General features: G+C 73.4%; 15 protein-coding genes and 1 pseudogene. 7 read left to right on the forward strand and 9 right to left on the reverse strand.

Features of this window, described 5'->3' with window-relative positions; all coding sequences use genetic code 11:
* Window positions 1-992 (reverse strand): ROK family transcriptional regulator (locus CCN39_RS31190; RefSeq protein ID WP_086848053.1); only part of this gene is annotated, 992 nt, incomplete at its 3' end.
* A 172-nt stretch (window positions 993-1,164) separates the two neighbouring features.
* On the opposite strand from CCN39_RS31190, the gene CCN39_RS51265 reads away from it, so the two are divergent.
* Entirely contained in the window at window positions 1,165-1,362 is a 198-nt protein-coding gene (locus CCN39_RS51265) for a hypothetical protein (protein ID WP_158104566.1), read from the forward strand.
* Between the two features lie 87 nt (window positions 1,363-1,449).
* Here the strand turns inward: CCN39_RS51265 and CCN39_RS31200 are convergent.
* Window positions 1,450-2,319: pseudogene (locus CCN39_RS31200) on the reverse strand (MFS transporter); the annotation flags it as partial.
* A gap of 62 nt (window positions 2,320-2,381) precedes the next feature.
* Here CCN39_RS31200 and CCN39_RS31205 point away from each other — a divergent pair.
* Window positions 2,382-3,347 (forward strand): LysR family transcriptional regulator, encoded by a 966-nt coding sequence (locus CCN39_RS31205; RefSeq protein ID WP_086848033.1) that lies wholly within the window; start codon window positions 2,382-2,384, stop codon window positions 3,345-3,347.
* Here CCN39_RS31205 and CCN39_RS31210 read toward each other — a convergent pair.
* Complete coding sequence (locus CCN39_RS31210) at window positions 3,272-4,723, reverse strand: leucyl aminopeptidase family protein (RefSeq protein WP_086848035.1); 1,452 nt, start codon at window positions 4,721-4,723, stop codon at window positions 3,272-3,274. The genes CCN39_RS31205 and CCN39_RS31210 overlap by 76 nt on opposite strands.
* 90 nt (window positions 4,724-4,813) lie before the next feature.
* On the reverse strand, window positions 4,814-4,981 hold the full coding sequence (locus tag CCN39_RS31215; protein ID WP_013222969.1) for a DUF3117 domain-containing protein: 168 nt from the start codon (window positions 4,979-4,981) through the stop codon (window positions 4,814-4,816).
* A 198-nt stretch (window positions 4,982-5,179) separates the two neighbouring features.
* On the opposite strand from CCN39_RS31215, the gene CCN39_RS31220 reads away from it, so the two are divergent.
* Window positions 5,180-5,974, forward strand: a complete 795-nt coding sequence (locus tag CCN39_RS31220) for an enoyl-CoA hydratase-related protein (RefSeq protein WP_086848037.1) — start codon at window positions 5,180-5,182, stop codon at window positions 5,972-5,974.
* A gap of 20 nt (window positions 5,975-5,994) precedes the next feature.
* On the opposite strand, the gene CCN39_RS31225 is transcribed toward CCN39_RS31220, so the two are convergent.
* Genes CCN39_RS31225 through CCN39_RS31245 form a run of 5 tightly spaced genes read right to left on the reverse strand, consistent with a single transcriptional unit; the run spans window position 5,995 to window position 8,314 of the window.
* The gene (locus CCN39_RS31225) at window positions 5,995-6,558 is read right to left on the reverse strand and encodes a DNA-3-methyladenine glycosylase I (RefSeq protein WP_086848039.1); all 564 of its coding nucleotides are present in this window, start codon (window positions 6,556-6,558) and stop codon (window positions 5,995-5,997) included.
* Window positions 6,551-7,009, reverse strand: coding sequence for an SRPBCC family protein (locus CCN39_RS31230; protein WP_086848041.1), 459 nt, complete (start codon window positions 7,007-7,009; stop codon window positions 6,551-6,553). The genes CCN39_RS31225 and CCN39_RS31230 overlap by 8 nt, the downstream gene beginning before the upstream one ends.
* A complete protein-coding gene (locus CCN39_RS31235; protein ID WP_086848042.1) occupies window positions 7,006-7,335 on the reverse strand; it encodes a DivIVA domain-containing protein in 330 nt (109 codons plus the stop codon). Before CCN39_RS31235 ends, CCN39_RS31230 begins: the two co-directional genes overlap by 4 nt.
* A complete protein-coding gene (locus tag CCN39_RS31240) occupies window positions 7,332-8,000 on the reverse strand; it encodes a permease prefix domain 1-containing protein (protein WP_086848044.1) in 669 nt (222 codons plus the stop codon). Before CCN39_RS31240 ends, CCN39_RS31235 begins: the two co-directional genes overlap by 4 nt.
* Window positions 7,997-8,314, reverse strand: coding sequence for a helix-turn-helix transcriptional regulator (locus tag CCN39_RS31245; protein ID WP_086848045.1), 318 nt, complete (start codon window positions 8,312-8,314; stop codon window positions 7,997-7,999). The genes CCN39_RS31240 and CCN39_RS31245 overlap by 4 nt, the downstream gene beginning before the upstream one ends.
* A 60-nt stretch (window positions 8,315-8,374) precedes the next feature.
* On the opposite strand from CCN39_RS31245, the gene CCN39_RS31250 reads away from it, so the two are divergent.
* The 4 genes from CCN39_RS31250 to CCN39_RS31265 form a co-directional block, all read left to right on the forward strand.
* The gene (locus CCN39_RS31250) at window positions 8,375-9,535 is read left to right on the forward strand and encodes a cytochrome ubiquinol oxidase subunit I (protein WP_086848048.1); all 1,161 of its coding nucleotides are present in this window, start codon (window positions 8,375-8,377) and stop codon (window positions 9,533-9,535) included.
* A 3-nt stretch (window positions 9,536-9,538) separates the two neighbouring features.
* The gene (gene cydB, locus CCN39_RS31255) at window positions 9,539-10,525 is read left to right on the forward strand and encodes a cytochrome d ubiquinol oxidase subunit II (RefSeq protein WP_086848050.1); all 987 of its coding nucleotides are present in this window, start codon (window positions 9,539-9,541) and stop codon (window positions 10,523-10,525) included.
* Between the two features lie 9 nt (window positions 10,526-10,534).
* On the forward strand, window positions 10,535-12,091 hold the full coding sequence (cydD, locus tag CCN39_RS31260; protein WP_167455233.1) for a thiol reductant ABC exporter subunit CydD: 1,557 nt from the start codon (window positions 10,535-10,537) through the stop codon (window positions 12,089-12,091).
* The coding region (locus tag CCN39_RS31265) for an ABC transporter domain-containing protein (protein ID WP_491844431.1) at window positions 12,088-12,862 on the forward strand (775 nt) is incomplete at its 3' end. The genes cydD and CCN39_RS31265, both read left to right, overlap by 4 nt.

Raw genomic sequence — 12,862 nt, forward strand, 5'->3', positions numbered from 1 at the left:
AAAGCCCGGTCCGTGGCCGACCACGCGGCACCGATCACGCCCGCCGTCTCACCCAGCTCGGACAGCACGATCGGCAGGTTCCCGGTGGCCACCGGCACCCAGCGCCGGTAGACCGCGCTGCGCACCTCGGCGAGCAGCTGGTGCCCGAGCTGGGCCACCCCGCCGCCGATCACCACCATGCCCGGGTTGATGAAGCAGACCAGCGAGGCGATGACCTGGCCGACCTCGCCGCACGCGCAGGTCGGGCCGAAGTCGTCGAGCCGGATGTGCCCGATGTCGCCCGCCGTGCCCGCGACCCCGCGGTAGACCTTGCCGCCGAGCACGATCCCGCAGCCGATCCCGGTGCCGATCTTGACGAACATCAGGTCGTCGGTCGAGCGGGCCACCCCGGCGTGCCGCTCGCCGAGCGCCATCGCGTTGACGTCGTTGTCCACCGCGACCGGGCAGCCCCACAGGCCGCCGAGGTGGTCGCGGACGTTGAACCGGTCCCAGCCGGGCATGATCGGCGGCGCGACGGCCATGCCTTCGGCGAAGCTGACCGGCCCCGGCAGCCCGATGCCGGCCGCGACCAGCCGGCCGGGCGCCTCGTCCCGGACCTTCGCCGCGAGCTCGGCGACCCGCCGCAGCACCGGGTGCGGACCCTGCCGCACGTCGCAGTCCTCGACGGCGTGCGCGAGCACCTCGCACGACGCATCGGTGACCGCCACGCCGACCGACGTCGCCCCGACGTCGACCGCGAGCACCCGCAGCTCCCCCGCGAGCCGGACGAGCGTCGAGCGCCGCCCGCCCCGGCTGGCCGACGGCCCCGCGGCTTCGACGAGCCCGACCTCGGCGAGCCGGGCGACTTCGGCGCCCACCCGGGCGCGCGGCAGTTCCAGGCGCTCCCCGAGCTCGACCCGCGACATCGGGCCGTCGTCCCGGAGCAGGGTCAGCAGCCGGGTCTGGTGCCGGGTTTCGACCATCGACTGCTCCGGGGTGGATACCGTGCTCATTCGCTTCAGCCTACTGGTGCGTGGCCGGCCGCCGGTCCGCCCGGCCGTGGCTCGTGGGGTGCGGGTGGGGGTCACCCGGACCGGTGCCATCGGCCGCGAAGCCGTTCATCGGCCCGGGTTCCGGGGCAGCCTCCCGCCGATCGCAAACCGGCTCCACGACAGGAGGATCACCATGCGACGGATCACGGCCGCAGTGGCAGCGCTGGCGTTGACGACCGGAGTTCTCGTCGGCGCCACGGCACCGGCTTCGGCCCAGGCGGAAAGCGGCCCGGCGAGCGGGTGCATCGGCAGCTCACTGGAGATGTTCGCGGTGACGAGCCTGTGCGTCGTCCCCCGCAACTTCCCGGTGCTCACCAACCCCGGCACCTGACGCGGCCGGGGTCGCGCGGGGGGACGCGGCACGGCGCTCCGGCCGGTGGCAGCGGGCCGGAGCGCCTCACCGCGCCGGCACGGGGAAGTCCGGCAGCGTCAGCGCCGCGCCCGCCGCCGTCAGCAGCAACGCTCCCACCAGCGCCCGGCGGCGGCCCACCCGCGCCACCAGCCGTCCCGCCGCCGCGGACGACACCGAGCCCGTCGCGTAAGCCAGGAAGACCAGCGAGGCGACCGCCGGCGACAGGCCGAGCGGGTCGCCGGTCAGCCGGAAGCCCGCCGCGTTGTAGAGGGCGACGAACGAGCCCATCGCGAGCAGCGCCACGGCGTATTGGGCCAGCAGGACCGGCTTGCTCAGCGCCGTGAGCAGCCCTCGCCCGACACCGTGGCCGCGGCCGGGGCGCGAACCCGGCGGCAGCGTCGCGACCGTCACCGCCGAGCACACCGCCCCCACGCCCGCCACGACCAGCAGGGCGCCGCGCCAGCCGAACGGGCCCGCCGTGAAGCCGCTGGCCAGCCGGCCGAGCATGCCGCCAACCGTGTTGCCCGCGATCATCACGCCGACCGCCGCCGCGACGCCCGCGCGACCCAGGCGTTCCGCGAGGTAGGCGGCCGCCACCCCGGGGAACCCGGCGATCGCGACGCCCTGCAGCGCGCGCAGGACCAGCAGCGCGGGGTACGTCGGCATCAGCGGCAGAAGCAGGCCGAACACGACCGACGCGATGACCGACGTCAGGATCACCGGACGGCGGCCGACCACCTCGGACAGCGCCGCGATCGGCAGGACCGCGATGGCGAGCGCGCCGGTGGCGACGCTGACCGCGAGGGCCGCGCCACCGGGGTCGAGGTGGTACTGCGCCGCGAGCTGCGGCAGGACCGGCTGCGGCGCGTAGAGCAGGGCGAACGAGGAGATTCCGGCCGCGGCGACGGCGGTCTTGACTCGGCGCGTGGAGGTCACGTCCTGAAAGTAAGCAGGACTAACCAATACGTCTAATGCCTTCGGGTGGCAGAATCGATGCGATGACGTATGACTCGCTGTCCGCGCAGGTCGCGCCGCACCTGCCGTTGCTCGCCGCGCTGCGGGAGACGAGGAACGTCACACGCGCGGCCGAACTGCTGGGTGTCCCGCAGCCGACCGTGAGCCGGCGGCTCGCGGCCCTGGCGGACGCGCTGGGTGCGCCGCTGACGGTCCCGGACGGCCGCGGCATCCGGCTGACGCGTGCGGCGGAGCTGCTCGCCGAGGCGGCCGAGCGCGGGCTGGCGGCGCTCGACACCGGCGTGCGGCTGGCGCGCGAGGAGGTGTCGCCGGAGTCGGGGCACGTCGTGCTCGGGTTCCTGCACCTGCTCGGGCGGTCGCTGGTGCCGTCGCTGCTGCGCGGGTACCGGGCGCGCCACCCCGGCGTCAGGTTCACGCTGGTCCAGGGGTCACGACAGGACATGGTCGACCGGCTGGCCGGCGGCGAGCTCGACCTGGCGCTGGTGGCGCCGCTGCCCGACGTGCCGGTGCTGGCCTGCGCGGGCCTGGTGGACGAGGAGATCCTGCTGTCGGTGCCGGCCGGCCATCGGCTGGCGGGGCGCCGCGAAGTGCGGGTGGCGGAACTGGCGGACGAGGAGTTCGTGCTCCTCGAGCAGGGGTACGGCGTGCGGACGCTGACCGACGAGCTCTGCGCCGCGGCGGGCTTCACGCCGCGGATCGCGTTCGAGGGCCAGGAGTCGGACACCGTGCGCGGCCTGGTGGCGGCGGGGCTGGGGGTGGCGTTGCTGCCGCGGTTCGGGCCCGGCACGCCGGCGGGCGTGGCGGAGGTGCCGCTGTCGCCGCCGCCGTTCCGGACGATCGGGCTGGCCTGGCGGGCGGCGGAACCCCTGACCCCGGCGGTGACGGGGTTCCGCGACCACGTCCTCGCGAGCCGTCAGGCCAGCGAAGCCGCCAGCTCCACCAGCGTCCGCGCCGCGAACCCCGTCGCGCCCGGGACCACTTCGTCGTAGTTCTTCTCCGACCGGGCCGGGCCCGCGATGTCCAGGTGCGCCCACGGCAGGCCCGAGGTGAACTCCCGCAGGAACAACGCCGCCGTGATGCCACCCGGGCCGCCCGGTGTCTGCCGCACGTCGCCGAACTCGCCGCGGACGTTCTCCGCGTAGTCCTCCACCAGCGGCATCCGCCACCACGCCTCGCCCACCCGCGCGCCCGCGTCGGACACCCGGGCGGCCAGCGAGTCGTCCGAGGCGAACAGGCCGCCCGTGCGCAGGCCCAGCGAGACCTTCATCGCGCCGGTCAGCGTCGCCGCGTCGACCACGTAGTCCGGCGTGAACCGGCGGATCCCGTAGACCAGCGCGTCCGCCAGGACCATCCGGCCCTCCGCGTCCGTGTTGCCCACCTCGGTCGTCTTGCCGCCGTAGTGCCGGACGATGTCGCCCGGCCGGTACGACGACCCCGACACGTGGTTCTCCGCGCACGGCACCAGGGCCGTCACCCGGACCGGCAGCCCGAGCGCCGCGATGCCGCGGATCGCCGCGATCACCGCCGCGCCGCCCGCCATGTCCGTGCGCATCAGGTGCATCCCGTCGGCCGGCTTGATCGACAGGCCGCCCGTGTCGAACGTGATGCCCTTGCCCACCAGGAGCAGGTGCGTCGAAGCCCCGGAGGGCTTGTACGCCATTTCGATCAGCCGCGGCGGCCGCGCGGAACCGCCGCCGACGGCCAGGACACCGCCGAAACCCTCGGCCGCGAGCCACTTCTCGTCCCGCACCGTCACCTCGACGCGGGGGCCGGCCACGCGCGCGGCCGTGTCCGCCAGCCAGGCCGGGGTCTTCACGTTGGACGGCGTGTTCGCGAGGTCACGCGTCAGCGCCGTCGCCGCGGCCAGCGCCGAAGCGCGCTCGACCAGCGAAGGCAGCGCGGGGTCGTCCCCCACCAGCCGGACGGTCCGCACGGACGGCTTCGGGTCGTCGCCGGACACCTTGTACCGGTAGCCGCCCAGCAGGAGGCCCAGCACCAGCTCGGTGACGTGCTCGCCGGAGGCCTCCTCCGGCAGCTCCAGCTGCACCGCGCGGAACGCCTTGCCGCCGCTGTCGACGTCGTCGGCCAGCGCCGCGTTCACCGCGCGGACCAGCGCCGCGCCGGTCTTGCGGTACTCCTTCGGCTCGCCGCCGCCGATTCCCGAGATCCAGCGCGGCCCGCCCCCGGGCACCGTCTGGACGTCGCCCGCCTTGCCCGTGATCCGGACGCCCTCGATCTCCAAGGGCTCGACGTCATCGTTGTCGGGCGCGGCCACCAGCCGGGCCGTCGGGACGCCGCGGCGGAGTTCGGCCGCGACCTCGATGTCGAGCAGAGTAGCCGGAACGGGCGGTAGCGGATTACGCACAGTGAGCAACCTTCGGGCGCAGAGGAACCGCGACCCCGGCCTCCGAAGGGAGACCGGGGTGCGACGGAAGGACGGATCGGGAAGGACGGCTCAGCCGGTGACCTCCGCCAGTGCGGCGCCGAGGTCCTTCGCTTCTTCCGCGGAGAGTTCGACGACGAGTCGCCCACCACCCTCGAGCGGTACGCGCATCACGAGGCCCCGTCCCTCCTTAGTCACTTCGAGGGGACCATCTCCGGTCCGGGGCTTCATGGCCGCCATAGCGTGCTCCCTCCGTCTCAACCGGCGCGCCCGGGTCGCGCTCGCGTGAAAGCCAGCCGGGTCTGCTGTCCATTGTCCCTCATCAGCGGCCGGGCGCATCAGCGGACCGATCTTTTGCCGCCGTATCGGTGCTGGTATGCGGCCCGCGCGAGGTGAAAGACTCTCGGCCGACCGAAGTTTTCCGCGCAAGGAGAAGACGTGACCACATCCGACGTCCTGTTGACCGCCGACGCCGACGGGGTGCGCACCCTCACCCTCAACCGGCCGCAGGCGTACAACTCGCTGACCGTGGAGCTGAAGGAAGCACTGCTCGCGGCGCTGCGCGAGGCGGCGGACGACAAGGGAGTCCGCGCGGTCGTCCTGACCGGTTCGGGCAAGGCGTTCTGCGCCGGGCAGGATTTGAAGGAGCACGTGGGGTTGCTGCAAGCGGGTGACCCCGCCCCGCTACACACCGTGAAGGAGCACTACAACCCGATCGTCAAGGCGATCGTGGCGATGGAGAAGCCGGTGATCGCGGCGGTCAACGGCACCGCCGCCGGCGCCGGGGCCGCCTTCGCCTACGCCAGTGACCTGCGGATCGCCGCCGAATCGTCGTCGTTCCTGATGGCCTTCGCCAACGTCGGGCTGGGCCCGGATTCGGGCGCGTCCTGGACGCTGCAGCGGCTGGTCGGCTACGGCCGCGCCGCCGAGCTGATGCTGCTGGCCCGGACTGTCGACGCGGCCGAGGCGCTGCGGCTCGGCCTGGTCGGCGAGGTCGTGCCGGACACCGAACTCGCGGCCCGCGCCCAGCAGGTGGCCGCGAAGCTGGCGGCCGGCCCGACCGTCGCCTACGCGAAGATCAAGGGCGTGCTCAACCTGGCCGCGCAGTCGACGTTCGAGGAGGCCCTCGACGCCGAGGACGCCGCCCAGACCGCGCTCGGCGCGACCGCCGACCACACCGAAGCCGTCGAGGCCTTCGTCGGCAAGCGCAAGCCGGCCTTCCAGGGCAAGTGACGCCGCGGCTGCTTCCGGGCTCAGGCTGCCCGGAAGCAGCCCGCGACGTGGTCGTCGACCATGCCGGTCGCCTGCATCAGCGCGTAGCAGGTGGTCGGGCCGAGGAAGGCGAAGCCGCGCCTCTTCAGCTCCTTCGCCATCGCCTTGGACTCGTCGGTGACGGCCGGGACGTCGGCCATCGTCTTCGGGCGCCGGTGCGCGGAAGGCGCGAACGACCACAGCAGGTCGTCGAGCGGCCGGTCCAGCGCGGCGATGGCCTGCGCGTTCTTGATCGCGGCCAGGATCTTCGCCCGGTTCCGCACGATCGAGGCGTCCTGCATCAGCCGCTCGACGTCGGCGTCGCCGAACTTCGCCACCTTCGCGGGCTTGAACTGCTTGAAGGCCTTCCGGAAGGCCTCGCGCTTGCGCAGGATCGTGATCCACGACAGCCCCGACTGGAACGACTCGAGGCACAGCCGCTCGTACAGCTCGTCCTGCCCGTGGAGCGGAACGCCCCACTCCTCGTCGTGGTACACGGCGTAGTCCGGGGTCGAGTTGCCCCAGCTGCACCGCGCGACGCCGTCGGCGCCGACCAGCTCACTCATTCCCACCCACCGAATAGTTCTCCGCGAACCGCGCGAACCGCCGCAGCGACTGGCGCACCCCCAGCTGGAACACCGGCCGCACGACCGGCCAGCCGAGCCGGCCCAGCAGCCCGAACGGCAGCCGCAGGTGCTCGGCCCAGACGAACGTCGAGCGCGTCGCGCCCTTCGGGACGACCTGGAACACGCCGGTGCCGGCCACGAAGCTGCCGAGGTGCCGGACCCCGCACCGCACCGGCGGCTCCCAGCTGGTGATCTCCATGGTGTCGGTGAAGCCGACCCCGGCCACGCCGGTGAACGCCGAGAGCCGCGACCCGACGCTGCGGCCGTTGCCCTCGACCACCTCGACCTCGGTGCCGAGCATCCACTCGCCCTGGCGTGCCCAGTCGGTCAGCGCGAGCCAGGTCGTCCCGGCCGGGGCGCGGACCTCGACCGAGAGGATCAGGTCCGTCACGGGGAAGCCTCGGGCGAGGGCGTGCTCTCCCGCTCGTGTTCGCGCTGCTCCAGCTCGGCGACGCGGGCGCGCAGCTCGTCGAGCTCGACGCCGAGCCGCCGCATCACCCAGTCCACTTCGGACATCTTGTAGCCGCGCAGCACCAGCTGGAACCGGACCTCGGTCAGGTCCTCGCCGGTGATGTCCTCGGCGGGCAGCCGCGTGGGCGAGCTGCCCGGCGGCAGCGGGGCGAGCTCCTCACCCCGGCCGAACACCACCGCGGCGAGCAGGAACACCACGGCCGCCACCAGCAGCATGACTACGAGGTAGATCAGCGCGGTCGTCACGCGACGATCGTGGCATACCCACCCCACGAACGTCTCGCGAGCACGACGAGCCGGAGCGAAAGCAGCACCCAGGCGACCATCAGCAAGGCGCACGGGACACTCAGGAACAGCCGCGAAACGTCGACGAACCCGGTCGCCGAGACCAGCAGCCCGACCGAGCCGAGGTTGACGCCGACGGCGAGCGCGATCAGGACCCCGCAGAACCGGGCGAGCCCGGTGCCGTCGAGGCGCCGGCTCAGCCAGCGGATGCCGAGCAGCGCGAGCAACCCGATCACCGGCACGACGAACACCGCGCCGTGGGCGACGTGCGTGACGACCTTGTACCACTCCGGCGTCGGCGTCGAGAGCTTCGTCCACTCGCCGAAGGTGAGGATCCGCGCGTAGTCCCACGCGATCTGCATCGCCGGCACGCCCAGCACCAGCTTCCACAGCGTGCGGACGCCGCTGAGCATGCCGAGCTCGGCCTGGTAGTCGCGGGCGACGACGGCCGCCGGGCCGAAGTCGGCGACCGCCCGGCGTTCGGCTTCCTCGTCGGTCCAGCCGCCGGCGCGGTAGGCGTCGGCGGCGTCGTCGAGGCCGTCGCGGGCCTCGGCCAGGAGATCGGCCTTGAACCGGCCGCAGCCCCGCAGCCGCCGGTCGAGGTCCCCCAGGTATTCGTCGATCATGTCCCCAGCACTCCCCCGATGACCGTGGTGAACTCCCGCCACTCGGCGCGCTCCGCCGCCAGGGCCTGCTCGCCGGAGCGGGTGAGCCGGTAGGTCCGCCGCTTGCGGCCGGACACGACGTCCCACTCGCTGGCCAGCCAGCCGGCCCGCTCGAGCCGGCGCAGCGCCGGGTACACGGTGCCGGTCGGCAGGTCGAGCGCGCCGTCGCTGCGCAGCTGGAGCGCCTCGATGATCGCGTAGCCGTGCAGTTTCCGGCCGTCGAGCACGGCCAGCAGCAGCGCGTCGAGGTGTCCGCGCAGGGTGTCCGGCTTCATGGGTACGCAGTCTACACGTCGGCTCGCTACATGTAGGCAGCCTATGTGTAGCCTGTCTACATGAACGCTCTTCCGATCGCGAGACTCCAGTTCGCGACGACGACCTCGTTCCACTTCCTGTTCGTGCTGCTCACGCTGGGGTTGGTCACGCTGGTGGCCGTGATGCAGACGCGCTGGACGCTCGGCGGCAAGCCCGAGCTCCTGCGGATGACGCGCTTCTGGGGCCGCCTGTACGTGATCAACTACGCGCTCGGGATCGCCACCGGGATCGTGATGGAGTTCCAGTTCGGGCTGACCTGGACCGGGCTCTCCGCCTTCGCCGGCGACGTCTTCGGCGCGCCGCTGGCCATCGAGACGCTGGTCGCGTTCTTCCTCGAGTCGACGTTCCTCGGCCTGTGGATCTTCGGCTTCGGGCGGATGCCCCGGTGGCTGCACCTGACGCTGATCTGGCTGGTCACGCTGACCGCGTACGCGTCGGCGCTGTTCATCATGCTGGCCAACTCGTTCCTGCAGAACCCGGTCGGCAGCCGCGTCGAGAACGGCACGCTGCGCCTCGACGACTTCGGCGCGCTGTTCGCCAACCCGGCACTGGCCGCGTCGCTGCCGCACGTGCTCGGCGCCGCGCTGGTGACCGGCGGGTTCTTCGTCGTCGGTGTCAGCGCCTGGCACTTCCTCAAGCGCACCACCGAGGTCGAGTTCTTCCGGCGCTCGATGCGCCTCGGCGTGGTCGCCGCGCTGATCGGGTCGGTCTTCGTGGTCAACCAGGGCTTCGCCCAGTTCGGCGAGCTCGCGAAGTACCAGCCGGACAAGCTGAAGGACGGCGGTGTCGGCCTGCCGCTCGGCCTGATGATCATGCTCGGGTTCGTCATGCTCCTGTGTGCGCTGCTCGGCGCGCTGCTGCTGGTCCGGAACTGGCTCACCAAAGCGCGGTTCCTGCACTACCTGATGGTCGCGGCGATCCCGCTGCCGTTCGTGGCCGCGATCCTCGGCTGGCTGGTGCGCGAGCTCGGCCGTCAGCCGTGGCTGGTCTGGGGGAAGCTGCGCACCGCCGACGCGATCGCGGACGTCCCGGCCGGCCAGATCCTGTTCTCCTTCATCGCCTTCTCACTGCTGTTCGCCGCGCTCGCGGTGGCCGACTGGGTGCTCATGGCGCGCGTCGCCAAGCGCGGCCCGGAGCCGGTCGACGCGCCCGCCGGACAGCCCGTCCTGAGCGGAGTCTGACCGATGGCGACCTTCTGGTGGTGTGTACTCGGCCTGCTGACCTGCGGGTACTTCGCGCTCGCGGGGTACGACTACGGCGTCGGCATGCTGCTGCCCGCGTTCGAGGCCGACGAGCGGCGGCGGCGCCGGACGCTGGGCGCGCTCGGGCCGTTCTTCCTGGCCAACGAGGTGTGGCTGGTGGCGGCCGTCGGCCTGCTCTTCGGCGCCTTCCCGCACCTGGAGGGCAAGGTCTTCGCCGGGGCGTACGTCCTGGTCGTGACACTCCTGCTCGGCCTGGTGACGTTCACGGCGTCGATGCAGCTGCGCAGCCGCCGCCCGGACGCCCGCCGCGGGGCCTGGACGGCGGGCATCGTCGGCGGCGCGCTGGTGACCGCGCTGTCGTGGGGCCTGTTCCTCGGCAACCTCGTCATCGGGCTGCCGCTGTCCCCCGACGGCTCGCCTTCCGGGGACGTCCTCGCGTTGTTCTCGCCGTACGCGGTGCTGTGGGGCCTCGGGTTCGTCGCGCTGTTCTGCCTGCAGGGTGCGGCGTTCCTGGCCGTGCGGGCGCCGGCCGAGCTGACCGGCCGCGCGGCGCGGCTGGCGCGCGCCTTCTCGGCGCCGGTGCTGGCCTTCCTCGTGATCGCCGCGGTGTGGGGCTACTTCGCGCTCGACGGCGGTTCCGTGTTCGGCGCGGTCGTCGGCGCGCTGGCCTTCGCGGCTTTCGCCGTTGCCCGGCTCGGGCTGGCGGCGCGGCGGTACCGGGTCGCGCTCGTCGGCTCGATGGTGCTTTCGGCCTGCCCGGCGCTGCTCGCCGGGACGCTGCGGTTCCCGGCCGTGCTGGCTTCGCCGGGGTACGCGCTGACACTCGACCAGGCGGCGACGGCGGCGGAGACGTTCGCGGTGCTGGCCTGGTTCGCGCCGCCCGCGGTGCTGGTGTTGCTGGTGGTGCAGTGGCTGACCTGGCGTGCGCACCGCCGTCCCGTCGACCAGCGCTCGCTGCTGCACTTCTAGGAGGACGTCGTGCCCGCTCTGCCCGGACTCCGGCGGTACCTGCTCGTTTTGGGATTGCTCGCGGTGCTCACCGCGGTTTCGGTGCTCCTGCAGGCCGAGGGGCTCGCCACGCTGCTCACCGGTGGCGGGGTCTCGGTGTTCCTGGTCGTGGCCATCGCGGCGCGGGCCGGGCTTTCCTGGGGTCACTCCGTCCTCAGTGGACGGTTTGCGGCGTCGGTTCGCGGCGCGCTGCGGCTTCGGCTGCTCGGGTCCGTTTCGGATCGGGCGGGCGTGGTCGCGACGCAGATCACGCGCGGGGTCGACGCCACGGACAGCTACCTGACCGGGTACCTGCCGTCGCTGGTCGTGTCGGTGGTGGTGCCGGTCGCGGTGATCGTGCGGCTGTTCACCGCGGACCTGACCTCGGCGCTCGTCGTGGTCGGCACCCTGCCGCTGATCCCGGTGTTCGCGGTCCTGGCCGGGAAGCAGGCGAAGGCGTCCGTCCAGTGGGAGCTGCTGACGAAGCTGGGCGGGCACTTCCTGGACGTCGTCCGGGGGCTCGGGACGTCGAAGGTGTTCGGCCGGGCGGCCGAGCAGGCCGCGACGGTGCGTTCGATGGCCGCCGCCCACGCCGACGCGACCATGAAGACGTTGCGGGTGGCGTTCCTTTCGGCGCTGGTGCTGGAGCTGGTGGCGACGTTGTCCGTGGCGTTGGTCGCGGTGCCGATCGGGTTCCGGCTGCTCTCGGGCGGGCTGGAGGCGCGTCCGGCGTTGCTGGTCCTGCTGCTGACCCCCGAGGCGTACCTGCCGCTGCGGGCGGCGGGCGCGAAGTTCCACGCGGCCGCGGAGGGGCTGACGGCGTTGCGGGAGGCCCTCCGCGTGCCGGTCGTCCGTTCCCGCTCGGCCGTGCTCACCCGGCGGCGGGGCGCGCCTTCGGTGGTTTTCGACCGGGTCTCGGTGACCTACGACGGGGTGCCCGCATTGTCCGAAGTGGACTTTTCGGTGCCGTCCGGTGCGCGCGTGGCCCTCGTGGGGCCGAGCGGTTCGGGGAAGAGCACGGTGCTGGCGGTGCTGCTGGGGTTCGTGCCGCCGTCCGCGGGACGGGTTCTGGTCGACGGGGTGGACCTGCGGTCCTTGTCGCCCGCGGAGTGGCTGGCCGACGTGGCGTGGGTGCCGCAGCGGCCGACGTTGTTCCGGGGTTCGCTGGCTTCGAACATCGCTCTCGGCCTCCCCTCGGCGGACGTCGCTTCGGCGGCCCGGGCCGCGGCCCTGGATTCGGTGGCGGCGGGGCTGCCGGCCGGGTTCGGGACGCCGGTGGGTGAGCTGGGCGAGGTCCTGTCGGCGGGGCAGCGGCAGCGGGTCGGCCTGGCGCGGGCGCTCGCGCGGACGTCGGCGGGGCTGGTGCTGCTGGACGAGCCGACGGCTCGGCTGGACTCCAGGACCGAGGACACGGTGCTGTCGGCGACCCGGCGGCTGCTGCCCGGGCGGACGGCGTTGCTGGTGGCCCACCGCCCGGCGATGGTCTCGTTGGCCGACCGGGTGATCGAGCTCCGCGGCGGCCGGGTCGGCACGGAGGCGGCGGCGTGAACCTCTGGGCCGTGTCCACCAGGGACCTCCGCCGCCTCCTGCGCGCCGCCCTCCTCGGGGCCGCCGCCGAGCTGGCCGCCTTGGCCCTCATGGCCACCGCCGCCTGGCTGCTGCTGCGGGCCGCCGAACGGCCGCCGCTGGCCGCCCTCACCGTCGCCATCGTGGCCGTGCGCACCCTCGCCCTGCTCCGCGGTGGCCTCCGGTACGCCGAACGTCTCGCGGGGCACGACGTCGTCCTCCGGTGGCTCGGCTCGCTGCGGACCCGCGTCTACCAGGCCCTCGTCCCCGGATCCCGGTTTTCCGGCGGCGACCTCGTCACGCGCCTGGTGTCCGATGTGGACGCTCTGCAGGACGCCGTCCTGCGGTGGCTGCTGCCCGCCGGGGTCGCCGCGATCGTGGGCGCCGCCGCCGTCGGGGTCACGGCCACCGCGTCGCTGCCGGCCGCCGGGGCTCTTGCCGCCGGGCTGGTCGTCGCCGGGGTCCTCCTTCCGTGGCTGGTCGTGCGCCGCACCGCCGAAGCCGCCCGGGACAGCGCGCCGAAGCGGGCCGAACTCGCCGAACGTGCCGTCGAGCTCGTCACCGGGCACCGGGAGCTCGTGGCCGCCGGAGCGCTCGGCGAACACCGGCAGAGCGCCACCCGCGTCGTCGGCGAAATCACCGACGGCGAGCGGACGACCTCGGGCAGGACCGCCCTGCTCACCGCGTTCGGCGTGCTCGTCCAGCTGCTCACCGCCGGCCCCGGCGCGCTGCTCTGCCACGCGCCCGTCCCGT

The organism is Amycolatopsis kentuckyensis, from assembly GCF_002155975.1.
Classification (GTDB): Bacteria; Actinomycetota; Actinomycetes; order Mycobacteriales; family Pseudonocardiaceae; genus Amycolatopsis; species Amycolatopsis kentuckyensis.